28 protein-coding genes are annotated in these 24194 nt (G+C 57.3%); 16 read left to right on the top strand and 12 right to left on the bottom strand.

The features are described from left to right. The first annotated feature begins 19 nt into the window (after positions 1–19). A complete protein-coding gene (gene glyA / locus K7B04_RS23460) occupies positions 20–1273 on the top strand; it encodes a serine hydroxymethyltransferase (RefSeq protein WP_024157213.1) in 1254 nt (417 codons plus the stop codon). 67 nt (positions 1274–1340) lie between these two features. Here the strand turns inward: glyA and K7B04_RS23455 are convergent, their stop codons facing one another. From K7B04_RS23455 to hcaE, 6 genes are all read right to left on the bottom strand, one after another. Beyond that, on the bottom strand, positions 1341–1763 hold the full coding sequence (locus K7B04_RS23455) for a DoxX family protein (protein ID WP_223803137.1): 423 nt from the start codon (positions 1761–1763) through the stop codon (positions 1341–1343). A gap of 148 nt (positions 1764–1911) precedes the next feature. Beyond that, on the bottom strand, positions 1912–3114 hold the full coding sequence (gene hcaD, locus K7B04_RS23450; protein WP_223803136.1) for a phenylpropionate dioxygenase ferredoxin reductase subunit: 1203 nt from the start codon (positions 3112–3114) through the stop codon (positions 1912–1914). A 9-nt stretch (positions 3115–3123) separates the two neighbouring features. Continuing rightward, on the bottom strand, positions 3124–3936 hold the full coding sequence (hcaB, locus tag K7B04_RS23445) for a 3-phenylpropionate-dihydrodiol/cinnamic acid-dihydrodiol dehydrogenase (RefSeq protein ID WP_223803135.1): 813 nt from the start codon (positions 3934–3936) through the stop codon (positions 3124–3126). Continuing rightward, positions 3936–4253: a 3-phenylpropionate/cinnamic acid dioxygenase ferredoxin subunit gene (gene hcaC, locus K7B04_RS23440; protein ID WP_223803134.1), complete on the bottom strand. Its 318-nt coding sequence runs from the start codon at positions 4251–4253 to the stop codon at positions 3936–3938. The genes hcaB and hcaC overlap by 1 nt, the downstream gene beginning before the upstream one ends. Then, the gene (gene hcaF, locus K7B04_RS23435; RefSeq protein WP_223803133.1) at positions 4253–4771 is read right to left on the bottom strand and encodes a 3-phenylpropionate/cinnamic acid dioxygenase subunit beta; all 519 of its coding nucleotides are present in this window, start codon (positions 4769–4771) and stop codon (positions 4253–4255) included. The genes hcaC and hcaF overlap by 1 nt, the downstream gene beginning before the upstream one ends. Then, positions 4768–6129: a 3-phenylpropionate/cinnamic acid dioxygenase subunit alpha gene (gene hcaE / locus K7B04_RS23430; protein WP_163448293.1), complete on the bottom strand. Its 1362-nt coding sequence runs from the start codon at positions 6127–6129 to the stop codon at positions 4768–4770. Before hcaE ends, hcaF begins: the two co-directional genes overlap by 4 nt. Positions 6130–6264: 135 nt before the next feature. Between hcaE and hcaR the strand changes: the two genes are divergently transcribed. Continuing rightward, a complete protein-coding gene (gene hcaR, locus K7B04_RS23425; protein WP_223803132.1) occupies positions 6265–7149 on the top strand; it encodes a DNA-binding transcriptional regulator HcaR in 885 nt (294 codons plus the stop codon). A gap of 161 nt (positions 7150–7310) precedes the next feature. Further along, positions 7311–8447 carry a 3-phenylpropionate MFS transporter gene (locus K7B04_RS23420; protein WP_163448291.1) on the top strand — a complete coding sequence of 379 codons (1137 nt, stop codon included), beginning with the start codon at positions 7311–7313 and terminating at the stop codon, positions 8445–8447. On the opposite strand, the gene csiE is transcribed toward K7B04_RS23420, so the two are convergent. Continuing rightward, positions 8444–9721: a stationary phase inducible protein CsiE gene (gene csiE, locus K7B04_RS23415; protein WP_167575235.1), complete on the bottom strand. Its 1278-nt coding sequence runs from the start codon at positions 9719–9721 to the stop codon at positions 8444–8446. The genes K7B04_RS23420 and csiE overlap by 4 nt on opposite strands. Positions 9722–9837: 116 nt before the next feature. On the opposite strand from csiE, the gene K7B04_RS23410 reads away from it, so the two are divergent. Together K7B04_RS23410 and K7B04_RS23405 are read left to right on the top strand one after the other, a co-directional pair. Then, positions 9838–10476, top strand: coding sequence for a DUF1007 family protein (locus tag K7B04_RS23410; RefSeq protein ID WP_167575236.1), 639 nt, complete (start codon positions 9838–9840; stop codon positions 10474–10476). Next, complete coding sequence (locus K7B04_RS23405) at positions 10467–11450, top strand: nickel/cobalt transporter (RefSeq protein ID WP_223803131.1); 984 nt, start codon at positions 10467–10469, stop codon at positions 11448–11450. The genes K7B04_RS23410 and K7B04_RS23405 overlap by 10 nt, the downstream gene beginning before the upstream one ends. A 121-nt stretch (positions 11451–11571) precedes the next feature. Here the strand turns inward: K7B04_RS23405 and K7B04_RS23400 are convergent, their stop codons facing one another. Together K7B04_RS23400 and suhB are read right to left on the bottom strand one after the other, a co-directional pair. Next, a complete protein-coding gene (locus tag K7B04_RS23400; RefSeq protein WP_163448287.1) occupies positions 11572–12000 on the bottom strand; it encodes an OsmC family protein in 429 nt (142 codons plus the stop codon). 135 nt (positions 12001–12135) lie between these two features. Beyond that, positions 12136–12939: an inositol-1-monophosphatase gene (suhB, locus tag K7B04_RS23395; protein WP_163448286.1), complete on the bottom strand. Its 804-nt coding sequence runs from the start codon at positions 12937–12939 to the stop codon at positions 12136–12138. A gap of 119 nt (positions 12940–13058) precedes the next feature. On the opposite strand from suhB, the gene trmJ reads away from it, so the two are divergent. From trmJ to sseB, 11 genes are all read left to right on the top strand, one after another. Next, complete coding sequence (gene trmJ, locus K7B04_RS23390; protein WP_163448285.1) at positions 13059–13793, top strand: tRNA (cytosine(32)/uridine(32)-2'-O)-methyltransferase TrmJ; 735 nt, start codon at positions 13059–13061, stop codon at positions 13791–13793. 239 nt (positions 13794–14032) lie between these two features. Next, a complete protein-coding gene (gene iscR / locus K7B04_RS23385; protein WP_064543514.1) occupies positions 14033–14524 on the top strand; it encodes a Fe-S cluster assembly transcriptional regulator IscR in 492 nt (163 codons plus the stop codon). 150 nt (positions 14525–14674) lie between these two features. Then, the gene (iscS, locus tag K7B04_RS23380) at positions 14675–15889 is read left to right on the top strand and encodes a cysteine desulfurase (RefSeq protein ID WP_035891364.1); all 1215 of its coding nucleotides are present in this window, start codon (positions 14675–14677) and stop codon (positions 15887–15889) included. 25 nt (positions 15890–15914) lie between these two features. Continuing rightward, positions 15915–16301 carry a Fe-S cluster assembly scaffold IscU gene (iscU, locus tag K7B04_RS23375; protein WP_005120408.1) on the top strand — a complete coding sequence of 129 codons (387 nt, stop codon included), beginning with the start codon at positions 15915–15917 and terminating at the stop codon, positions 16299–16301. Between the two features lie 21 nt (positions 16302–16322). After that, entirely contained in the window at positions 16323–16646 is a 324-nt protein-coding gene (gene iscA / locus K7B04_RS23370; RefSeq protein ID WP_004104506.1) for an iron-sulfur cluster assembly protein IscA, read from the top strand. Between the two features lie 78 nt (positions 16647–16724). Beyond that, a complete protein-coding gene (gene hscB / locus K7B04_RS23365) occupies positions 16725–17240 on the top strand; it encodes a co-chaperone HscB (RefSeq protein WP_223803130.1) in 516 nt (171 codons plus the stop codon). A 15-nt stretch (positions 17241–17255) separates the two neighbouring features. Next, a complete protein-coding gene (hscA, locus tag K7B04_RS23360; protein WP_163448283.1) occupies positions 17256–19106 on the top strand; it encodes a Fe-S protein assembly chaperone HscA in 1851 nt (616 codons plus the stop codon). A 1-nt stretch (position 19107) separates the two neighbouring features. After that, positions 19108–19443 carry an ISC system 2Fe-2S type ferredoxin gene (gene fdx / locus K7B04_RS23355; RefSeq protein WP_015963427.1) on the top strand — a complete coding sequence of 112 codons (336 nt, stop codon included), beginning with the start codon at positions 19108–19110 and terminating at the stop codon, positions 19441–19443. A gap of 9 nt (positions 19444–19452) precedes the next feature. Continuing rightward, positions 19453–19653: a Fe-S cluster assembly protein IscX gene (iscX, locus tag K7B04_RS23350; RefSeq protein ID WP_064543522.1), complete on the top strand. Its 201-nt coding sequence runs from the start codon at positions 19453–19455 to the stop codon at positions 19651–19653. Positions 19654–19830: 177 nt separating this feature from the next. Next, positions 19831–21117 (top strand): aminopeptidase PepB, encoded by a 1287-nt coding sequence (pepB, locus tag K7B04_RS23345; RefSeq protein ID WP_223803129.1) that lies wholly within the window; start codon positions 19831–19833, stop codon positions 21115–21117. A gap of 121 nt (positions 21118–21238) precedes the next feature. Next, positions 21239–22015: an enhanced serine sensitivity protein SseB gene (gene sseB, locus K7B04_RS23340; protein ID WP_163448281.1), complete on the top strand. Its 777-nt coding sequence runs from the start codon at positions 21239–21241 to the stop codon at positions 22013–22015. A 36-nt stretch (positions 22016–22051) separates the two neighbouring features. Here the strand turns inward: sseB and timP are convergent, their stop codons facing one another. The 3 genes from timP to sseA form a co-directional block, all read right to left on the bottom strand. After that, positions 22052–22174 carry a small toxic inner membrane protein TimP gene (gene timP / locus K7B04_RS24490; RefSeq protein WP_249221866.1) on the bottom strand — a complete coding sequence of 41 codons (123 nt, stop codon included), beginning with the start codon at positions 22172–22174 and terminating at the stop codon, positions 22052–22054. A 362-nt stretch (positions 22175–22536) separates the two neighbouring features. Then, the gene (locus K7B04_RS23335) at positions 22537–23310 is read right to left on the bottom strand and encodes a MurR/RpiR family transcriptional regulator (RefSeq protein WP_163448280.1); all 774 of its coding nucleotides are present in this window, start codon (positions 23308–23310) and stop codon (positions 22537–22539) included. Beyond that, positions 23310–24155 (bottom strand): 3-mercaptopyruvate sulfurtransferase, encoded by an 846-nt coding sequence (sseA, locus tag K7B04_RS23330; RefSeq protein WP_163448279.1) that lies wholly within the window; start codon positions 24153–24155, stop codon positions 23310–23312. The genes K7B04_RS23335 and sseA overlap by 1 nt, the downstream gene beginning before the upstream one ends. Between the last annotated feature and the right edge of the window lie 39 nt (positions 24156–24194).

The raw sequence follows: 24194 nt of genomic DNA, 5'->3' as shown, positions 1-24194 counted from the left end.
GCTGAGTCAGGAGATGCGGATGTTAAAGCGTGAAATGAACATTGCCGATTATGATGCCGAACTGTGGCAGGCTATGGAGCAAGAAAAAGTACGTCAGGAAGAGCACATTGAACTGATCGCCTCCGAAAACTACACCAGCCCGCGCGTCATGCAGGCGCAGGGTTCTCAGCTGACCAACAAATACGCTGAAGGTTATCCGGGCAAGCGCTACTACGGCGGCTGCGAATACGTTGATGTCGTTGAGCAGCTGGCTATCGACCGCGCGAAAGAGCTGTTTGGCGCCGACTACGCTAACGTGCAGCCGCACTCCGGTTCTCAGGCTAACTTCGCTGTTTACACCGCGCTGCTGCAGCCGGGCGATACCGTTCTGGGTATGAACCTGGCGCAGGGTGGCCACCTGACTCACGGCTCCCCGGTCAACTTCTCCGGTAAACTGTATAACATCGTCCCTTACGGTATCGATGAGTCCGGTAAAATCGACTATGACGAAATGGCGAAGCTGGCCAAAGAGCACAAGCCGAAGATGATTATCGGTGGTTTCTCTGCTTACTCCGGCGTGGTTGATTGGGCAAAAATGCGCGAAATCGCTGACAGCATCGGCGCATACCTGTTCGTCGACATGGCGCACGTGGCTGGCCTGATTGCCGCTGACGTATACCCGAACCCGGTTCCGCACGCTCACGTTGTCACCACCACTACCCACAAAACCCTGGCGGGTCCGCGCGGCGGCCTGATCCTGGCGAAGGGCGGTGATGAAGAGCTGTACAAAAAACTGAACTCTGCTGTCTTCCCAAGCGCGCAGGGCGGCCCGCTGATGCACGTAATCGCGGGTAAAGCGGTGGCGCTGAAAGAAGCGATGGAACCGGAATTCAAAGTCTACCAGCAGCAGGTTGCGAAAAACGCGAAAGCGATGGTGGAAGTGTTCCTGAACCGCGGCTACAAAGTGGTTTCTGGCGGTACTGAGAACCACCTGTTCCTGCTGGACCTGGTGGATAAAAACCTGACCGGTAAAGAAGCTGACGCAGCCCTGGGCCGCGCTAACATCACCGTGAACAAAAACAGCGTCCCGAACGATCCAAAGAGCCCGTTCGTGACCTCCGGTATCCGTATCGGTTCCCCGGCTGTTACTCGTCGCGGTTTCAAAGAAGCGGAAGTGAAAGAGCTGGCTGGCTGGATGTGTGACGTGCTGGACAACATCAATGATGAAGCCACCATTGAACGCGTGAAAGCGAAAGTGCTGGATATCTGTGCACGCTTCCCGGTTTACGCGTAAGCGTGAATCGTGTGATGTGAAAAAGGCCGCATATGCGGCCTTTTTTACGCCTGATGGCGACGCTCCATCAGCGACGATCCAGCGAGATTTTCCCCGGCCCGACAATTGCCAGCAGCAGGAACGCCCCCGAGATACTGATATTTTTGTAGAAGTTAATCATATTTGGCATCACCGCATCGCCGGTCATGTTCCAGTAGTGGTGGCCAATCACCGCTGTCCCCAACGTATAGAACAGAAAAATCACCGCCAGCGGACGCGTAAAGAACCCCAGAATCACCAGAATAACGGCGGGAACTTCCATCACGATCGCGATGATAGCCGCCAGCGCCGGCATCGGTGTGCCGATGGAGGCCATGTACTGCACCGTGCCGTCGTAGTGGAGCATTTTGGGATAGCCGGAGAGAATAAACAGCAGCACGATAGCGATACGGGCAATCAGCAGCAGCAGATCGCGCGAAGCGCCAAAGTCGAGATAGCGAAGCGAGTTCATGGCAGTTCCTTTGGGTAAGTACGTTTGATTTAAACGTAATACACAATTTTGTGGCCTGCCACACAGGGGCGAAAAATCAGTAGATTGGATGGTACTTTGGTATGGCCCCTTCGCCGTAGCGATAAGAAGGGGCCGTCATGCGCACCTGCTATAGCGACTTTAAGGGTACGCTTTCATCACAAAGGGCGTCTTCACTGACTACGTGTCCTGACTGAATCAGCTTACGCAGCACGCGTACTTCGCGTCCGTTGTTTAGTGCTACCGCGCCTGCCAGCGCGCCTTCACGTAGCTGAAGCCAAATGGCTTTCCTGTCGCCTGGTTCACCACGACATAACCAGTTTTCTCCCTGCATTTCGCCAACAAACTGCAGGTTATCACTGTATTGATCGGTCCAGAACCAGCCCGGGGTGGCATCCGGCACGGGTAAACCGAGCATGGCAGCGGCGGCGACCTGAGCCTGGAAGTTGGCATTTTCCCAGCTTTCGATGCGCCTTAACGAGCCGTCTGGCTGACGAGTGAGCGCCACATCACCGGCGGCGAAAATGGCCGGGTCGGCGGTGGCACAGGTGCTATCGACAATAATACCGTTAGCGGTTTCCAGCCCCGCGTCGCGGGCCAGAGCATCGTTGGCCACGATCCCGATACCGTAAACCACGGCATCAGCCTGTAGCGTTTCGCCATTTTGCAGGGTAAGCGAGAGGAACTCGCCCGCTTCAGCGTGCTCAATGGCGCTGTTGAGCAGCACCCGCACGCCCGCTAACTGGTGGCGTGCAAGCAGATAATCGCGTACCGGAGTCGGGGCATTGCGGCCCATCACCGTATCCGCCAGTTCGACCACAGTCACCCGACAGCCACGCTGGGTGGCGCTGGCCGCCAGCTCCAGGCCGATGGTGCCCGCCCCGACAATCACGATGGCTTTGCCCGGCTGTAACGCTATGCGCAGGCGCTCGGCATCGCCGGCATGACGCAGGGTAAAGCAGCGCTCGCCCAGCGCATCCAGCAGCGGCAACGGCCTGGCGGCGGCCCCGGTCGCCAGCAGCAGCTGTGACCAGCGGTAGGTTTGCCCATCGGCGAGCGTTAGCGTGCGGGTAGCGCGATCGATCTCCCGTATCGTGACGCCCATATGCAACTGCACGTTGTGTTCCTGCCACCAGTTGGCGGGCAGAACTGGCTGAAGCTGTGGGTTATCGTCCAGCAGCATGGCCTTCGAGAGCGATGGGCGCTCGTAAGGCAAATGCATTTCGTTGGAGAAAAGATGCAGCGGCCCGCTAAACCCCTGCTGTCGCAGCGCGGCGGCGGCCATCGCCCCCGCCTGGCCGCCGCCGATAATGGCAATAATCTGTTCGCTCATGCTCGCTCCTTACAGATCCAGACCGGCAGCCACGTGGCGGATCCCACGGATCCCCAGCCCGGCATCGGCGTTGATCATCACGCCGCTTAGCGTACGGTTGTTGCGGCGTGAAGCCAGCATCACGTACGGGCCGGTGAAGTCAGCCGGTTCCGGGAAGAACTGCAGCGGCAGAATGGCGGCAATTTTCTCCGGCGTCAGCGACTGCATTATTGAGGTATCGTTCTGACCGAGCGCCTGCGGGCCACGCAGATCGGTGGCCATGCCGCATGGGCCGACACCGTTCACCCGCACCTTCGGCGCCAGCTCGTAGGCCAACTGGCGAATCAGCCCGGTGGCCGCGTGCTTGCTGGCGGTATACAGCGGCCCACCGCCGCCCGGATACCAGGCCGCGTTAGAGAGGGTAAAAATCATGCTGCCTTCGCTGGCGATAAGTGCGGGAGAGCAGGCTTTCGCGCCCAGCAGATAACCCAGCACGTTAACGTTAAACAGCTCGTGGAAGCCGCTCTCCAGCGCATCCGCAGGCGTATTCACCAGGGAAGCGTTGTGATCCCAGATCCCGGCGTTGCCGATAAAGCAGTCCAGTTTGCCAAAATTGCTGAGGATCTGATCTACCGCGCGCTGGTAGTCTGCATAACAGGTGACATTACCTTCTACCGCCAACACATGATCGCCAAAGCGCTGGCGCAGGCTGGCGACTTTGGCTGGCGAAAGTTCCAGCGTGGCAACCTTCGCACCTTCTTCAATAAAGCGTTCGACCAGTGCCAGCCCCAGCCCGGAACCGCCGCCGGTAATAAACACAACGTTATCGCGTAAATCGCTCATCAGGCCTCCTCGGGTAAATCAATAAACACCTCGCCGCCTTCCACATGCACCGCATAGGTGGTGAGCGGATCGGTGGCGGGCAGGCACAGCGCTTTGCCGGTTTTCAGGCAGAAGCTGGCGGCGTGCAGCGGGCATTCCACCGTCGCATCGTCTTCCAGATAGCCCTCTGACATCGAGGCGTTGCCGTGGCTACAGCGGTCGTTAATGGCATAAAACTCGCCGCCGATATGGAACAGCGCGATGACGGGCGAGGTGTCCAGGCGGAGGGCTTCCCCCTCCGGTAGCTCCGTGGCGGAGCAGGCCAAAATACGGTTCATCAGAAAAGGATGCTCAGGTTGTGGGAGGTGATCACCGCCTGATCGAGCACGATCTCTCGTGCCAGCAGACGCCACGTGTCGTCAGGCAGACGGCGGACTTTATCCACGCGTGTACCGACGTAGAACGTTTCATCACGCTCCTTTTGCGCGCGGTACAGCAGATAGTTAAGGCGCACGGCGAACACGTCCGGCTGGTCGGTTTCGCTCACCTGCAGGTTACTGATCATGTGGCGGGTGCGGGAAGGTGGCTCCTCCGCCCACGCCATGCCGGTTTCCAGCCGCGCGATGCGGCGCTCAAGCTGGTCTTTGTTGTCGTTGAAAATCCAGGTGGTCGGCGGCTGTACGCCTTTACGGCGGTCGCGCGTCTGGGCATTCACCGTGGTACGCATGGTGTAGCGAATCTCTTCATCCAGTTGCGCCAGCCAGTCGCGAAACTGCCAGTCGTCCAGCAGACGCGCTTCTTCATACAGGAACTGGCTGATGCGGTGATGCAGCTCAGGGGAGACTAACGCGCTCATTTGATCACCTCCTGCTGGTATGCGGCGGTTTTTTCCTGCACTTCCTGCCAGCTTTCGCTGCTTAATAAATCGGCCCAACGCTGATACATGCCGCGGGCGGCGGTTTCCGAGAAGATGTAGTTGGTGATCCCTGGAATGCCGTCTTCACGACGTTTTTCCTGGCCGAGCCCCATCTCCAGGCACAGGTTGGTGTTGCGTGCCCGGTGGCCTTTGAGCAATTTTTGAATTTCACACCAGTTTTCCGAATCGTCCTGCTCAAGGAACCCCGCCGGTCCGAAAGCGCGGGTGGCGCTGTTTTCAAAAGCGGCTTTGACTTCATCAGAAGCGGCTTTATCGGCGATGCAGAACGCCCATACTTCGACTTTGTCCGGCCCGCGAGGGTGCCAGACGCGCAGCGTGGCGGTGCCATTCAGCCAGGAGAGGGTGGGGAAAATGTTGTTGTGACCGGCGAGACGCAGCGCGCGTACCTTGCCCAGACGCTGCTCGGCCTCTTCATAGGTATCGCGATAGTAGCTGGAGACTTCACCGTCGACCCAGACGTTGGCGTCCGGTTTCTCGGTAAAGAAGAAGCCGCTGCCGTGTCCGTCCTGGCCGAACTGCAGCGCGTCTTTGGCGGTTTCCCACACCGGGCGGGCGGTCTGACCGTCGCCGAGGCGCTTATCGCTGCCGTCATCCTTCGCGCCCAGTACCTGCACGGCGGAAGCGTGGCTGAACAGCGCGTGATACTGGTCGCTGGCGAACTGTTCGGCGGGGAATTTCCAGTTACAGTCGATGGTCCACTTCTGCACGCCGCCGACGATTTCGGTGCCGCCTTCACGGCGATCCAGCACGCCGTCGAGATACCAGGCGATGTCGCCGAGATAATCGCGAAGATTCGGCGCGCTGGTATCCCAGTTACCGAAAATCAGCCCTTTGTAACTCTCGACGCACGGCACTTCGTTCAGCCCCCAGTGGGATTTGCACAGCCCTTGCGGGTAGGCGCGTGGCTCCAGCGGCACGTCGATCAGCTCGCCGTTAATGCCATACGACCAGCCGTGATATGGGCAGGTGAAGGCGCGGGTGTTACCGCAGTCGGCGTAACTCACGCGCATCGCGCGGTGGCGACACTGGTTGAGAAACGCCTTGATGCTGCCGTCCTTCTGGCGCACCACCACCACGGCGTCTTCGCCCATATAGGTGTTAAAGAAATCGCCCGGTTTGGGGATTTGGCTTTCGTGGGCCAGAAACAGCCAGCAGCGTCCGAAGATGCGTTCCAGCTCCAGTTGGTAAATGTCAGGGTCGGTATAAATTCGTGGGGTTACGCGACCGTGTTGGGTATCAATCAGTTGGTAGATGTCTAAATTTGAGGGTGTGGTCATATTTTTTAATCCTGAAAGCTAAGATGTATTGACCTTCTTTTTTTGTGCCCTAAGGATGTTGCTGGTTAGTTATCAATCTGTGAAATAGTAAATATCTACCAGCTGAGACGTTTTTTCGATAACAAGGAGAGGGACATGGAACTGAGGCACCTACGCTACTTCGTCGCGGTGGCGCAGGAGTTAAACTTCACCCGAGCCGCAGAGAAATTGCACACCTCGCAGCCCTCCCTGAGTAGTCAAATACGCGATCTGGAGCAGTGCGTGGGCGTCGCGTTGCTGGAACGCGACAAGCGCAAAGTGACCCTCACGGCAGCCGGTGAGTGTTTCTTGCAGGATGCGCAGGCCATTCTGGACAATGCGGAACAGGCCAAGCTGCGGGCGCGTAAAGCGGCGCTGAATAACGACCATCTGGCGATTGGCTTTGTCCCCTCCGCCGAGGTGAATCTGCTGCCAAAGGTGCTGCCGATGCTGCGTCTGCGTCAGCCTGAAACCCATATCGAGCTGGCAAGCCTGATTACCACGCAGCAAGAAGAGAAGCTGCGGAGCGGTGAACTGGACGTCGGGCTGATGCGTTATCCTGTTCACGGGCAGGATATTGAATTTATTGAGCTGTTTCATGAAACGCTGGTGGTGGTGCTGCCGGTAGGTCATCCACTATCCCGCGAGGAGAGTATTTCCGCCCAGCAGTTACACGGTGTGAACTTTGTCACCACCGACCCGGACTATTCCGGCGAACTTTCATCGGTAGTCAACGCGTGGTTTGAGAAAGAGCGCAGCCAGCCGAATATCGTACAGGTGGCGACCAATATCCTGGTGACCATGAACCTCGTTGGTATGGGACTGGGGGCCACTTTGATACCCGGTTATATGAATAATTTTAATACCGGACAGGTGGTTTTTCGGCCAATTAAAGGCGAAGCGCCGACGCTGGCGCTGCTGATGGCGTGGAAAAAGGGCGAGCTAAAGCCCGCCCTAAGGGATTTTATCGAGCTGGCGCAAAGACCGTTGGTTGAAGCTTAACGCGGGCGTGCTTCTCAGCGGCTGCCGTTTGGGCGGACAACTCTGGAGTGATAAAGAAGGAAGGTGATGCTCGTCACAATTTTCTGGTAACTACCTGCGTTAGTACTCTCCAGAATATGGAGAGAGTCATTAGACTATCGCCTCCATAACGGGAGGAACCCATGGTTTTGCACTCCACGCGCTGGCTGGCGCTCAGTTACTTCACCTACTTCTTTAGCTACGGTATTTTTCTGCCTTTCTGGAGCGTCTGGCTCAAAGGCGCGGGGCTCTCTCCCGAAACCATCGGTTTGCTGCTCGGCGCCGGGCTGGTGGCCCGTTTTCTCGGCAGCCTGCTGATTGCGCCGCGCGTGAGCGACCCCTCGAAACTGATTAGCGTTCTGCGCATTCTGGCGTTGATGACGCTGCTGTTCGCGCTGGCCTTCTGGGCGGGCAGCAACGTAGCGTGGCTGATGGTGGTGATGATCGGGTTCAACCTCTTTTTCTCACCGCTGGTGCCGCTGACCGATGCGCTGGCCAATACCTGGCAAAAACAGATAACCATGGACTATGGCCGGGTGCGCCTGTGGGGGTCGATTGCCTTTGTGATTGGCTCGGCGTTGACCGGCAAGCTGGTGAGCTTGTTTGACTATCATGTGATTCTGCTGATGCTGAGTCTGGGCGTTGCTTCGATGCTGCTGGGCATGTTGCTGAAGCCGTCGGTGATGCCGCTCGGCGAGTCCCGTCACCAGGAATCAGTGGGCTGGCCGGCCTGGCGCGCGCTGGTGGTACAAAACTGGCGTTTCCTTGCCTGCGTTAGCCTGCTGCAAGGCGCGCACGCCGCCTATTACGGTTTTAGCGCGATTTTCTGGGAAGGCGCAGGCTACTCGGCGTCGGCAATTGGCTATCTTTGGTCGTTAGGCGTGGTGGCGGAAGTGCTGACCTTTGCCCTGAGCAAAAAAGTGTTTCGTCGCTTTAGCGCGCGGGACTTACTGCTGCTCTCCGCCATTTGCGGCGTGATTCGCTGGGGGCTGATGGGCTGGACCACCAGCTTACCGTGGCTGATTTTGATTCAGATCCTCCACTGCGGCACCTTCACCGTCTGCCATCTGGCGGCTATGCGCTACATTGCCGCGCGCCAGGGCAGCGAAGTGATTCGCCTGCAGGCGGTCTACTCGGCGGTGGCAATGGGCGGCAGCATTGCGGTGATGACCATGTTTGCGGGCTTCCTCTACCAGCATCTGCACCAGGGGCTGTTCTGGGTGATGGCGCTGGTGGCCCTGCCTGCGCTGGTGCTGCGGCCAAAAGCCGTCGTCCGCTAGGTTTCGAGGATCTGGCAGATACGCTGCTGCTGATGTTCGCTGAGCGACTGCTCGGCGTGGATCAGCGGCGGCGAAAACAGCGGCAGCACAATCGCGTAAGGCGATATCACCAGCGTGCTGTCCTTTGGCGCCCCTTCTTTCTGGAAAATATGCGCCGCCAGATATTTCACGTTGAGCGGCAGCAGGGTCAGCTCCCGCAACTGCTGCTCAATCTCCTGTTCCAGCGCCGGGTTATCGCCGGTCAGTAATACCACCTGTTTCTCGTGCAGCTCGCTCTCCTGCATCAACCCCGCGCCGAAAATAACCGCAATCAGCGCCGCTTCGTCATCGCTGAAGCGCAGGGCGTAACGCGTTTCAAAATCAGCCAGCGCGCTGCGGGTGGTGCGAATTAAACGCGGATAGAGGCGATGGATCTCCTCCGGTAGATGATGATCGATGCCGATCCCGAACACACAGCGGTTGAGCGCCTGCGATAAATGAACATAAAGCTGGTTGTGCAGCGCGCGTTCGTCGGTAAAGTGACATCCGGCAAGCTGCTGGAAGCGATCGACCAGATGGGATATCGCCAGATGTAGCTGCTGCTCCTGCTGGCGGCTATCGTCGTGCGGATTGGGGATTTTCAACAGCATAAAGAGTAGGGCGAGGAAATGCTGTTCATAAGGGTCAGGCGTCTGCATAACACGGCGCTGCCAGTGGCGCACGATATCCGCCGCCATCTGGTATTCGTCGGTCGATTGGGTCCAGGCGCTTTGCAATGTTGTGAACCGGGGGCTGACACCCTGATGATGTTGCAGCAGACAATATTGTAAATACAGGCGTAAAAACTGACCGTCCCGGCACTCAAACTCGCGCTCCAGGCTACGGGCACAGCGGTTAACCAGCGCCTGGAGGTTGGTTTCATCATACAGCGTTCGGGCAATTTTCAGCTGTTTCAGCTGCGTTTTGATAGCCGGTGTAAAATGGTTGGCGACAAACTGCGGGCATAGCCGCAGCGCACGGCGCAGCCAATGCAACAGACACAGGCGCAGGTCGAGGGTGGTGCCTTCAATCCGATAGCTGCCATCCGCCTGAGTGGCGATTGCCAGACGATGGTAACGCTCAATCTCCTCGCCGGCGTCAACGATATCTTGCCGGGCGGTTGAAACATCGACATTATTCACCATGCCAATGTATTCCGCGGTAATGGTATGCCCTGGGAGATACAGCATCAGCAGCGCCTGGCAGCGGCGCTGGGGACTGGAAAGCACAGATGGCGGTTCAAGTACGGTCATCATCAGCTAGATCCAGTTTTAGGTAACCAGGATTAAGGATAGACAAAAGATAGCGGCGACCACGGCGCTTTCGCTAAGGAATGCTGGCGACGCTCACAGAATTTTTCACTGAGGAACGGATGAAGAGAGTGAAACAATGCGCGGTAATGGTGTTTCTTGCGTTTTTATCATTAAACGCCAGGGCGCATCCGCACAGTTTTATCACCATCACCAATCAATTGGTGGTGAGCGATGGCGCGCTTACCGGCATGAAAATGCGTTGGGTGATGGATGAACTCACCTCGGCCGACCTGCTGTACGACGCGGGTAATGCAAAGCCGGGGGATGAGGTATGGAAAAAACTGGCGGCGGAGGTGATGGCCAACGTGCTGGGGCAGCATTACTTCACCGAGTTCTGGCACAACGGAAAAAAGGTGAAGTTTAACAATCTGCCTGAAGACTACGGTCTGGCGCGTCAGGGGCATCAGGCGGTATTGACCTTCACGCTGCCGCTGGCCTCACCGCAACCGCTGGCGGGGCAAACCTATACTTTTTCCACCTTTGACCCGACCTATTATGTTGATATGAGCTACGAAAAAGACAGCGACGTGGCGTTTGCCGCAGATTTTAAAGGCGCGTGCAAGGTTCGTGTGCACACGCCGCAGCCCAACGAAGAGATGCTCTCCTACGCGCAGTCGCTCGATAAAGAAGACGCGCCGGAGGAGGATATGGAGCTGGGAAAACAGTTTGCCCAGAAGGTGACCGTGCAATGTCAGTGATTTCCGTTAACCGACGCCGTCCGCCGCGCCGCTGGGTCTCGCTCTGGCCGCTGGCGCTGTTTCTTGTTGCTGCCGCTGTAGGGCTGTTCTGGCTGTGGCAGGCGTGGCCGCAGGTGATGCTGAAAAGCGTTATCTGGCAGCGTGACGTCAACCAGCAGATGAGCGGTCTACTGAAAGCGGTGGCTGATAATCCCACCCAGGCGGGCGGCGCGCTGCTGCTGTTCAGCTTTGCCTACGGCGTGTTGCACGCGCTGGGGCCGGGACACGGCAAAGTGGTGATTACCACCTGGCTGGCGACCCATCCGTCAAAACTCAAGTCGAGCATCGGTCTGACGCTGGCTTCCTCATTATTACAGGGGCTGGTGGCGATTGCGTTGGTGGTTATTGTGCTCACCGTATTACGGCTTCCGGCGCGGCAGCTGCATCTCAGCAGCTTCTGGCTGGAAAAGGGGAGTTACGCGCTGGTAGGCGTACTGGGGCTACTGCTGTGCTGGCGGGCGTTGAAAAAGCTGCGCTTACTACTGCGTAAACCGAAATTCACCGCCTTTACGCCGCATCATGTTCACCATGACGGCTGTGGCTGCGGACACCAGCATTTGCCGAACCCGCAGCAGCTTGAACAGAGCGACGACTGGCGCGCGCGGCTGATGATTATTCTTTCGATGGGAATGCGCCCTTGTTCCGGCGCCATTATGGTACTGCTGTTCAGTAAAGTGATTGGCGTCTTTAGCTGGGGCGTTGCTTCGGCGCTGGCGATGGCGGCAGGGACGTCACTCACCATCTCGTCGCTGGCGCTGTTGGTTCACGGTTTCCGTACGCTGGCGGTGAAGCTGAGCGGCAATAAAACACCGGTGCTGTGGCGGCAGGTGGGCTGGACGACGCTGGCCTTAGCGGGCGGCGTTATTCTGATTGCCGCGGCGGTGGTCATGTGGCTGAGCGCGGTGCCGGTGGGCAGAGGGCTGAGACCGTTTTAGCGTTGATGTCGAGGGACATAAAACGGTCTGAGCCCGAAAACAGGGCATTGAGGGCAGTTCTTCTGTGGCATACCTCATCTGCGCCTCTTTTATCAGGGGCGCCAGAATCAGCGGTTTCGCGTTAGTTCAACGTATAATCCAGCGTAATTTCCGCTTTTAGCAGCTGTGATACCGGGCAACCGGCTTTAGCTTTCTGGATAATGCCATCGAACTGTTGCGCGTCAATACCAGGGACCGCCACCTTACTTTGCAGCGCGATTTTGGTAATGGCAAAGCCACCGTCGGTTTTATCCAGCGACACGTCCGCCGTGGTATCAATAGAATCTGCGGTATAGCCTGCTTCGCCCAGCATCAATGATAACGCCATCGAAAAACAGGCCGCGTGAGCCGCGCCAATCAGTTCTTCCGGGTTAGTTCCTTTAGCGCCTTCAAAACGGGTATTAAAGCCATAAGGCTGCTGGTTAAGAACGCCACTTTCGGTAGAAACCGTCCCTTTTCCGTGTTTGATATCACCTGACCAGTGTGCGGAACCGTGCTTGTGAATTGTCATGTTCGCTCTCCTTTTGGCTAACAAAAGGCTAAGTATAGACGACGGATTTGGCGACAACGGGAATAGAGATAATTCTGGGGAAGGGGATAAAAAAGAAGCCCGCGAACGGGCTTCTTAATGACACGCGGTATGAACTTAGCGCTTCAGCGCTTCGCTCAGTTCGTCGCGCATGTTCGCCAGCATGGCTTTCACCACACGTGGGTTACCGGCAACGATGTTACCGGTCATCATGTAGTTGTGACCGCCAACGAAATCGCAAACCAGCGCGCCCGCTTCACGTGCAATCAGTTCGCCCGCGGCGAAGTCCCACGGCTTCAGGCCGATTTCGAAGTAACCGTCAACGCGCGCAGCGGCCAGGTAGGCCAGATCCAGCGCGGCGGAACCGGAACGGCGGAAGTCCGCGCACTCGGTAAACATTTTGCCGAGGATGTTCATGTAAGCGGTCGCGTGCTGCTTGGCTTTGAACGGGAAACCGGTGGCGATAATGGTGCCATCCAGATCGCGGGCAGTGCTGCCGCGCAGACGGTAACCGTTGAGCTGTGCGCCCTGGCCGCGAGTGGCGGTGAACAGTTCGTTGCGCATCGGATCGTAAACGACAGCCACTTCAGTACGGCCTTTAATGCGTACGGCAATGGAAACTGAGAAGTGTGGCAGACGTTTGATGAAGTTGGTGGTGCCATCCAGCGGATCGATAACCCATTGTACATCCAGATCTTCGCCAACGTGTTCACCGCTTTCTTCGGTGATGATGGTGTGTTGCGGGTAAGATTTGCGAATGGTGTCGATAATTACCGCTTCGGCTGCTTTATCAACGTTGGTCACGAAATCGTTGCTGCCTTTCTGGCTCGCTTCAACAGCTTCTGGCGTTTCGTAGTTTTTGGCAATCAGGTTACCCGCCTTGCGCGCTGCGCGCACGGCGATGTTCAGCATCGGATGCATCAGGTTACTCTCACTGGATGTTAAAGAACGGGAAAACGGCGCATATCATAGCAGCGAATTCGGATTCTGTCTCAGCTTTATGGTAATATGGCCGAATAATCTTTAGACGAAGAATGACAATGCTGCAAAATATCCGAATCGTGCTGGTCGAAACCTCCCATACCGGCAACATGGGCTCCGTTGCCCGCGCTATGAAAACCATGGGTTTAACCAACCTGTGGCTGGTTAACCCGCTGGTGAAACCTGACTCCCAGGCCATCGCCCTGGCGGCAGGCGCCAGCGATGTCATTGGCAGCGCGCAGATCGTCGACACACTCGACGAAGCGCTGGCCGGTTGCAGCCTGGTGGTCGGCACCAGCGCGCGTTCCCGTACTCTGCCGTGGCCGATGCTTGACCCGCGTGAATGCGGCCTGAAAAGCGTCGCTGAAGCTGAACACGCGCCGGTCGCGCTGGTGTTTGGTCGTGAGCGTGTGGGTCTGACTAACGACGAACTGCAGAAATGTCATTATCACGTGGCGATTGCCGCTAACCCGGAATACAGCTCGCTAAACCTGGCGATGGCGGTACAGGTCATTTCTTATGAAGTGCGTATGGCCTGGCTGGCGGCGCAGGAAAGCGCTGAACCGAAGGTGGAACACGAAGAAACACCGTACCCGCTGGTGGACGATCTCGAACGTTTCTACGGTCACCTGGAGCAGACGCTGCTCTCCACGGGCTTCATTCGTGAAAACCATCCGGGGCAGGTGATGAACAAGCTGCGTCGTCTGTTCACCCGCGCGCGTCCGGAAAGTCAGGAGCTGAACATCCTGCGTGGGATTCTGGCCTCTATTGAGCAGCAGAACAAAGGCAAGTAATCGCGTAAATGCCGGATGGCGCTTCGCTTATCCGGCCTACAACTCGAGCGGCCAGTAGGCCGGATAAGCGAAGCGCCATCCGGCAGATCAATACCGCACGGAACGTCAAATACCTGACTAAATCACTCAAGTAAATAGTTGACTGATTTAGTCGGGAATGTCAGACTTGCTCCTGCTATGCAATACCCACAATATTATTAAAAACCCCGGGCAGGGGCGAGTTTGAGGTTAAGTAAGACATGAGACTGACATCTAAAGGGCGTTATGCCGTAACCGCGATGCTGGACGTTGCACTCAACTCCGAAGCGGGCCCGGTGCCGTTGGCTGATATTTCTGAACGTCAGGGAATTTCACTCTCCTATCTGGAGCAGCTGTTCTCCCGTCTGCGTAAAAATGGCTTAGTGTCCAGCGTACGTGGTCCAGGCGGCGGTTATCTGCTGGGTAAAGAAGCAAACCATATCGCCGTTGGCGAAGTGATCAGCGCAGTGGACGAGTCCGTTGACGCGACCCGCTGCCAGGGGAAAGGTGGCTGCCAGGGCGGCGATAAATGTTTGACCCACGCTCTGTGGCGCGATCTGAGCGACCGTCTGACCGGTTTCCTGAACAACATCACCCTTGGTGAACTGGTTAACAACCAGGAAGTTCTGGACGTGTCCGGCCGTCAGCACTCGCACGACACCTCCCGCACGACTCGCGTACAAGACGCAATCGACGTTAAGTTACGCGCATAATCCAACCGCTCTGCTGGGTACTGCGCAGAGCGAGTTATAGATAACAATGAGATTTCAGAGTCAGGCCGGGACACTCTCCCGTCAACGCGGTCGTACATCCAGCCGGTTGCCTGACTCCTTGCATTGAGTGATGTACGGAGTTAAAGAGCAATGAAATTACCGATTTATCTCGACTACTCCGCAACCACGCCGGTGGACCCGCGTGTTGCCGAGAAAATGATGCAGTTTCTGACCCTGGACGGGACCTTTGGTAACCCGGCTTCTCGTTCACACCGTTTCGGCTGGCAGGCTGAAGAGGCGGTAGATATCGCCCGTAACCAGATTGCCGACCTCGTGGGTGCCGACCCGCGTGAGATCGTCTTTACTTCCGGCGCGACAGAATCTGACAACCTGGCGATTAAAGGTGCAGCCAACTTTTATCAGAAAAAAGGCAAGCACATCATCACCAGTAAAACCGAACACAAAGCCGTGCTGGACACCTGTCGTCAGCTCGAGCGTGAAGGTTTCGAAATCACTTACCTGGCACCGCAGCGCAACGGCATTATCGATCTCAAAGAGCTCGAAGCGGCGATGCGTGACGACACCATCCTCGTCTCCATCATGCACGTGAACAACGAAATCGGCGTGGTGCAGGATATCGCGACTATCGGCGAAATGTGCCGTGCGCGCGGCATCATCTATCACGTTGACGCCACCCAGAGCGTGGGCAAACTGCCTATCGACCTGAGCCAGCTGAAAGTTGACCTGATGTCCTTCTCCGGTCACAAAATCTACGGCCCGAAAGGTATCGGCGCGCTGTACGTTCGTCGTAAACCGCGTATCCGTATCGAAGCGCAGATGCACGGCGGCGGTCACGAGCGCGGCATGCGTTCCGGCACCCTGCCTGTTCACCAGATCGTCGGCATGGGCGAAGCTTACCGTATCGCGAAAGAAGAGATGGAGACCGAAATGGCCCGTCTGCGCGGTCTGCGTAACCGTCTGTGGAACGGCGTGAAGGATATGGAAGAGGTTTACCTGAACGGTGACCTTGAGCAGGGCGCACCGAACATCCTCAACGTGAGCTTTAACTACGTTGAAGGCGAATCGCTGATTATGGCGCTGAAAGACCTGGCGGTTTCCTCCGGTTCTGCATGTACTTCCGCAAGCCTTGAGCCATCCTACGTGCTGCGCGCACTGGGCATGACCGATGAGCTGGCGCATAGCTCCATTCGTTTCTCTTTAGGTCGTTTCACTACCGAAGAAGAGATTGACTACACCATCAATCTGGTTCGCAACTCCATTGGCCGTCTGCGCGACCTTTCTCCGCTGTGGGAAATGTTCAAGCAGGGCGTGGATCTGAACAGCATTGAATGGTCACATCATTAATCGGTACCGATAAGGAGAATTCATCATGGCTTACAGCGAAAAAGTAATCGATCATTACGAGAACCCACGTAACGTAGGTTCCTTCGACAACAGCGACGAGAGCGTCGGCAGCGGTATGGTCGGTGCGCCGGCTTGCGGCGATGTGATGAAGTTGCAGATTAAAGTCAACAATGAAGGTATCATTGAAGACGCGCGTTTCAAGACCTACGGCTGCGGTTCCGCCATTGCTTCCAGCTCCCTCGTCACCGAGTGGGTCAAAGGGAAATCCCTGGACGAAGCACAGGCGATTAAAAATACCGATATCGCCGACGAGCTTGAGCTGCCGCCGGTGAAAATTCACTGTTCTATCCTGGCAGAAGACGCGATTAAAGCCGCTATTGCGGATTACAAAAGCAAACGTGAAGCAAAATAATTAAGAAGAGTTGAGGTTTTTATGTCGATTACCTTAAGCGACAGTGCAGCAGCGCGAGTCAATACCTTCCTGGCAAACCGCGGTAAAGGGTTTGGTCTGCGTCTGGGCGTCAGAACGTCCGGCTGTTCAGGTATGGCCTATGTACTGGAATTTGTTGACGAGCCGGCGGCAGAAGACACCGTTTTCGAAGACAAGGGCGTGAAGGTGGTCATCGACGGTAAGAGCCTGCAATTTCTTGATGGCACGCAGCTCGACTTCGTCAAAGAAGGTCTCAACGAAGGGTTTAAATTTACTAACCCGAACGTGAAAGACGAGTGTGGTTGCGGCGAAAGCTTTAACGTCTGATTTTGTGTCCTGCCAACCCCACCATAGCGCCACTGCTGTGCGTGGGGTTTGTTTTAAATAGTTAACCCTGAGAACGTCATGGATTACTTCACTCTCTTTGGATTGCCAGCCGGTTATCACGTAGACACTCAGGCCCTCGCGGCACGCTTCCAGGACCTGCAGCGTCAGAATCACCCCGACCGTTTTGCCAGCGCCAGCGAAGCTGAACAGCTCGCGGCGGTCCAGCGCTCCGCGAATATCAACCAGGCATGGCAAACGCTGCGTCAGCCGCTGACGCGCGCCGAATATCTGCTCTCCCTGCACGGCTTCGATCTGGCCTCCGAACAGCATACCGTACGCGATACCGCGTTCCTGATGGAACAGCTGGAGCTGCGTGAAGAGCTGGACGAGATTGAACAGGCGAAAGACGCTGACCGTCTGGAAGCGCTGCTTAAACGCATCAAAGCGATGTACAGCCAGCGCCAGCAGCAGATGGTGGCGGAACTTGATTCGCAGACGTGGGACGCGGCGGCGGATACCGTACGTAAACTGCGTTTTCTCGATAAACTCCAAAGCAGCGCTGAATTACTCGAAGAAAAGCTGCTCGATTTCTGATTCTGGAAGCTTAACATGGCCTTATTACAAATTAGTGAGCCGGGTCTGAGCGCCGCGCCGCACCAGCGTCGTCTGGCGGTTGGCATTGACTTAGGCACCACCAATTCCCTGGTTGCTACCGTGCGTAGCGGTCAGGCGGAAACGCTGGCCGACAATCAGGGGCGTCACCTGCTGCCTTCTGTTGTGCACTATCAGGCGCAGGGCCACGTGGTCGGCTATGATGCGCGTACCAACGCCGCGCTGGACCCGGCCAACACCATTAGCTCCGTAAAACGCATGATGGGCCGCTCGCTGGCGGATATCCAGACGCGTTACCCGCACCTGCCTTACCAGTTCCAGTCCAGTGAAAACGGCCTGCCGATGCTGGTAACCAACGCCGGTGTACTCAACCCGATCCGCGTCTCGGCTGATATTCTCAAAGCGCTGGCGGCGCGCGCCACCGAAACGCTTGATGGCGAACTCGACGGCGTGGTGATTACCGTTCCCGCTTACTTTGACGATGCACAGCGTCAGGGCACCAAAGACGCTGCGCGTCTGGCTGGCCTGCACGTGCTGCGCCTGCTGAACGAACCGACTGCCGCGGCGATTGCCTATGGCCTCGATTCCGGTCAGGAAGGGGTGATTGCCGTCTACGATCTGGGCGGCGGTACCTTCGATATCTCGATTCTGCGTCTCAGCCGCGGTGTGTTTGAAGTGCTGGCCACCGGCGGAGACTCCGCGCTGGGCGGTGACGATTTCGACCACCTGCTGGCAGATTACATTCGCGAACAGGCAGGCATTGCCGATCGCAGCGACAATCGCGTACAGCGCGAGCTGCTTGATGCCGCCATCGCCGCCAAAATCGCCCTGAGCGATGCTGACAGCGTCACCGTTGAGGTGGCTGGCTGGAAAGGCGAAGTGACCCGCGAACAGTTTAACGATCTGATTTCCGCGCTGGTGAAGCGCACCCTGCTGGCCTGCCGCCGTGCGCTGAAAGATGCGGGCGTGGAAGCCGAAGAGGTGCTGGAAGTGGTGATGGTCGGCGGTTCGACTCGCGTACCGCTGGTGCGTGAGCGCGTGGGCGAATTCTTTGGCCGCACACCGCTGACCTCTATCGACCCGGATAAAGTGGTGGCGATTGGCGCCGCTGTTCAGGCCGATATTCTGGTCGGCAACAAGCCGGACAGCGAAATGCTGCTGCTCGACGTGATCCCGCTCTCTCTGGGCCTCGAAACCATGGGCGGCCTGGTAGAGAAGGTTATCCCGCGTAACACCACCATCCCGGTGGCCCGCGCGCAGGAATTCACCACCTTTAAAGACGGCCAGACCGCGATGTCCATCCACGTGATGCAGGGCGAACGCGAACTGGTACAGGACTGCCGTTCGCTGGCGCGCTTTGCGCTGCGCGGTATTCCGGCTCTCCCGGCGGGCGGTGCGCACATTCGCGTCACCTTCCAGGTGGATGCTGACGGTCTGCTGAGCGTCACGGCGATGGAAAAATCCACCGGCGTGGAATCGTCTATCCAGGTGAAACCGTCCTACGGTCTGACCGACGGTGAAATCGCCACTATGATTCAGGATTCCATGAGCTATGCCGAGCAGGACGTGAAAGCGCGTATGCTGGCCGAGCAGAAAGTGGAAGCGGCGCGCGTGCTGGAAAGCCTGCACAGCGCGCTTGCCGCCGATGCCGCGCTGTTAAGTGCCGCAGAGCGTCAGGAAATTGACGAGGCCGCTGCGGCGTTGAGCGCGGTAGCTGAGGGCAATGACACTGACGCCATCGAACAAGCCATTAAAAACGTTGACAAACAAACCCAGGAATTTGCCGCTCGCCGCATGGACCAATCCGTTCGTGTCGCGCTGAAAGGCCAATCCGTGGACGAGGTTTAATATGCCAAAGATTGTTTTTCTGCCCCACCAGGACCTGTGCCCGGATGGCGTAGTTGTGGAAGCTGAGACCGGTGAAACCATTCTGGATGCCGCGCTGCGTAGCGGTATCGAGATTGAACACGCCTGTGAAAAATCCTGTGCCTGCACCACCTGCCACTGCATCGTGCGTGAAGGTTTCGACTCGCTGCCGGAAAGCACCGAAGACGAAGACGATATGCTGGACAAAGCCTGGGGGCTGGAACCGGATAGCCGCCTGAGCTGCCAGGCCCGCGTCACGGATGAAGACCTGGTGGTCGAAATTCCGCGTTACACAATTAACCACGCGCGCGAGCACTAAGAGGATAGTATGGGACTGAAGTGGACTGATAGCCGTGAAATCGGTGAAGCGCTTTACGATACCTTCCCGGATACCGATCCGAAAACGGTACGTTTCACCGACATGCACCAGTGGATTTGCGACCTCGAAGACTTTGATGACGATCCTCAGGCATCAAATGAAAAAATTCTTGAGGCAATTCTGCTAGTCTGGTTGGATGAAGCAGAATAATTTTTGCGTCATGATTCGCGCCGCAGGTGCGTTGGCTACGTTCGCTCACCCCAGTCACATAGTTATCTATGCTCCCGGGGATTCGCTCACTTGCCGCCTTCCTGCAACGCGAATCATTTAGCAAAAGATCTAACGGGCTGCCATTCGGCGGCCCGTTTGCTAATAAGGATAAATAAAATGACAGAAGCGATGAAAATTACCCTGTCTACCCAGCCAGCCGATGCGCGCTGGGGTGACAAAGCGGCCTATAGCATTAATGATGAAGGGATTACCCTGCACCTGACCGGCCGCGACGATGCGGGCCTTATCCAGCGCGCGGCGCGTAAAATCGACGGCATGGGCATCAAGCATGTTGCGCTAAGCGGTGAAGGCTGGAACGTTGACCTCGCCTGGGCTTTCTGGGCGGGTTACAAAGGGCCGAAAGGCACCCGTCAGGTTGCATGGCCTGAGCTTGACGATGCACAGCGCCAGGAGCTGGATAACCGTCTGACCTACATCGACTGGGTTCGCGATACCATCAACGCCCCGGCGGAAGAGTTAGGCCCGGAGCAACTGGCGCAGCGTGCGGTAGATCTGCTGTGCGGCGTGGCGTGCGACAACGTCTCTTATCGCATCACCAAAGGTGAAGATCTGCGCGAGCAGGGCTACGCTGGCCTGCATACCGTAGGCCGTGGTTCTGAACGTCCGCCGGTTCTGCTGGCGCTGGATTACAACCCAACGGGCGATAAAGACGCGCCGGTTTACGCCTGCCTGGTCGGTAAAGGTATTACCTTCGACTCTGGCGGCTACAGCATCAAACAGAGCGCATTCATGGACTCCATGAAGTCCGACATGGGCGGCGCGGCGACCGTGACCGGCGCGCTGGCGCTGGCGATCACCCGTGGTCTAAACAAGCGTGTAAAACTGTACCTGTGCTGTGCGGACAACCTGATCAGCGGCAATGCATTCAAGCTGGGCGATATCATCCACTACCGTAACGGTAAAAATGTGGAAGTGATGAACACCGATGCGGAAGGGCGTCTGGTGCTGGCCGATGGCCTGATTGACGCCAGCGCGCAGAAACCGGAGTTGATTATCGATGCGGCGACCCTGACCGGGGCGGCAAAAACCGCGCTGGGTAATGATTACCACGCGCTGTTCAGCTTTGACGATAAGCTGGCTAACCGCCTGCTGGCGAGCGCCAGTGCGGAAAATGAAGCCTTCTGGCGTCTGCCGCTGGCTGAGTTCCATCGTCACCAGCTGCCATCTAACTTTGCTGAACTGAACAACACCGGCAGCGCGGCCTACCCGGCGGGCGCGAGCACGGCGGCGGGCTTCCTGTCCCACTTCGTGGAAAATTATCATGAAGGTTGGCTGCACATCGACTGCTCCGCGACCTACCGTAAAGCTGCCGTTGAGCAGTGGTCGGCGGGCGCGACCGGGCTGGGCGTGCGGACGATTGCTAACCTGTTGACTGCCGAGTAATTTGTTCCCCTCACCCTAACCCTCTCCCCAAAGGGGAGAGGGGACTGTTCGGTTTTCTCCCTCGCCCCTTTGGGGAGAGGGCCGGGGTGAGGGGAATATACCCATACCTTCTGGAACCACTATGTCCGAAACCAAAAACGAACTCGAAACGCTGCTGGAACAAGCGGCGACGGAACCTGCTCATCGCCCGGCGTTTTTCCGCACCCTGCTGGAGTCTACCGTCTGGGTACCCGGCGCCGCCGCCGATGACCAGCAGGTTGTCGACGACAGCGCCTTAGAGCTACAGCACTGGGAAAAAGATGACGGCACCTCCGTTATCCCGTTCTTCACCTCACTGGAAGCCCTGAAACAGGCGGTAACCATCGAGCAGTCGTTCGTCGTCATGCCAGTACGCTCGCTGTTTGAAATGACCCTCGGCGAGACGCTGTTCCTCAACGCCAAACTGCCGACCGGCAAAGAGTTCACCCCGCGTGAAATCAGCCACCTGATTGGTGAAGAGGGTAACCCGCTCAGTACGCAGGAAGTACTGGAAGGCGGTAGCGCGCTGTTGCTTTCTGAAGTGGCGGAGCCACCGGCACAGATGGTGGAATCGCTCACCACGCTGTTCAAAACCCTGAAAACGGTCAAACGCGCGTTCCTGTGCTCGATTAAAGAGCATGCGGACGAGCAGCCAAACCTGCTGATTGGCATTGAAGCGGAAGGGGATATCGAAGAGATTATCCACGCCGCGGGCAGCGTCGCCACCGACACCCTGCCGGGTGATGAGCCGATTGATATCTGCCAGGTGGTGGAAGGCGAGCCGGGGATCAGCCACTTTATGCTGGCGCACATCACGCCGTTCTATGAAAAACGTTGGGGCAGCTTCCTGCGCGATTTTAAGCAGAACCGGATTATCTGACCCGAGGAAAGCCGCCCCGAAGGGCGGCATCCTGGCTTACTTGCCCTGCGCGTTGCTTATCACGCCAACAGCGCTGACGGAGTGACTCCGTTCGCTGTCGGTGCGAAGAAACAAGGCGGCAGAAACAATCAGCACGATACAGAAGTATCGTCTGTTCATTGCGCGGTCCATGCGAAGACCGCATCACAGCAGCACCGCTGGCGATAATGTTGCGATAGCAAGCGCTATGGTGTGCCTGCATTTACGGCCATGGGACATCCTTTCCCGAAGCCAGCGCCCGTTTGCGAGACGGCGGAAAGGGCCGGGATGGATTATACATCAACAGCCAAATAGTCACTCTTGTTACTACCTTGACTTTATCCGATTTTAAAGCCACTATGATGCACACTATGGTGTGCCTGCATTGCTTTAGCAATGTAGCTTGCTGGAAAGGCCGCGAACCGGACCAGCACAAAATAACCGCTGTTACAGGCGGTTTTTTTGTGGCTGAAAAACGTGAAATATCCGACGAGCGGGGAAATTTATCCCGTCGCCTCCAGCAGCAGTAAATCCATCAACAGTACCAGATTGGACTCAAATGACGTGATATCCGCCGCTTCGGCGGCAAAATGCGCGGCTTCGTCATACAGTGCAAAATGCAGATCCGCCAGTCCCGCCAGGGTATTGGCGGAGGCGCGGGTGAAGGCGACGACCGTCATGCCCACGTTGCGGGCGATACGCGCTTTATCCAGCACCTGCTCGGTTTCGCCGCTGCGCGACACCGCGATAAACACCTGGTAGCGCGCGGCGTTACTGAGAAAGATGTTCCGGCTATCGCCCGGGCCGGAAATAAAGGCCGTTTTGCCAAGCACCTGCAGCTTTTTCGTCAGGTACTCGGCAAAGAGATAAGAAAATCCTGCGCCATAGAGAAAGAAGCTCTCCTGCTCGCGCAGCAGGCGGGTAAACTGCTGCCGCTTGTCCGCCGTTGCCCACTGAAAAGACTGCTGGTAGTTGGCGATAAAGCGGTTGAACAGCTCGGGAAATTCCGCGCAGGACTCAGTGCGATGCGCCGCGATATGCGGCGTTTCCGCCAGCAGGCTTTTACAGTGCCAAATAAACTCGCTGTAGCCGCTAAAGCCCAGCTTCTGACACAGCCGCATAATGGTTGCCGTGGAGACAAATGTCGCCTGCGCCAGCTGACGGACGGTGATCTTGCCCACCAGCAGCGGATGCTCTGTCAAATGCGCCAGCACCCGATACTCCGCGCGGGTTAAGGACGCTCCGCGCGTCAGCAGCGTTGCCAGGCGATTATCCATTACTGCACAGGCTCTATCGGCAGGTCGGTGCGGGCACCCCATTCACTCCAGGACCCGTCGTACAGGGTTACGTCGTCGGCCTCAAGCGTGGCCAGCGCCAGTGCGACCACCGCCGCCGTCACACCGGAACCGCAGCTCACGATAATCGGCTGATGTAAGTCGACACCCTGACGAGCAAAGATAGCTTCGAGCTGGTCGGTGGTTCTTAGCTCACCGTCCACCACCAGATCGCCCCAGGGCACGTTGCGCGCGCCGGGAATGTGCCCACGACGCAGTCCAGGACGCGGTTCATCAACCTGGGCATTGAAGCGCGGCGCCGGACGGGCGTCGACGATTTGCGCGGAGCCTTCATGGCTGGCCAACAGCACGTCGGTCAGTCGTTTGACTGCTTCGGCATGGAATGTAGACTCAAACTCGCCCTCAGCGCTTTGTACGTCTCCCTGCTCGAGCAGCAGATCGTCGCGCTGCCAGCCGGCCAGCCCCCCGGCCAGAATAGAGACCCGCTCTGCGCCAAAGGTACGCAGCATCCACCAAGCGCGCGGTGCGGAGAACAGGTTGCCTTCGTCGTAAATCACCAGGTGTTTATCGCGGCTGACGCCCAGCTCGCGCATGGCGACGGCGAATGCCTCCGGGCGCGGCATCATATGCGGCAGCGGCGAGGTGTGGTCGGAGAGGGCTTCAATATCAAAAAAGACCGCGCCCGGCAGATGCCCGGCGCGGTATTCCGCGTGCAGATCGCGATGTTCTTGTCCCGGCGGCGCCATACGGGCGTCGATAATTTGTACTTCCGGGTCATCAACGTGCTCAGCCAGCCAGTCGGCGGCAACAAAAAACGAAGTGGTCATGGTACCCTCCATTGATGAATCATAGAGAGATTGTCGGTG

The sequence above is a fragment of the Kluyvera sp. CRP genome (assembly GCF_019930565.1).
Classification (GTDB): Bacteria; Pseudomonadota; Gammaproteobacteria; order Enterobacterales; family Enterobacteriaceae; genus Kluyvera; species Kluyvera georgiana_A.
The sequence above is the reverse complement of the archived record's forward strand: the minus strand, read 5'-3'. Positions and strand labels throughout refer to the sequence as shown.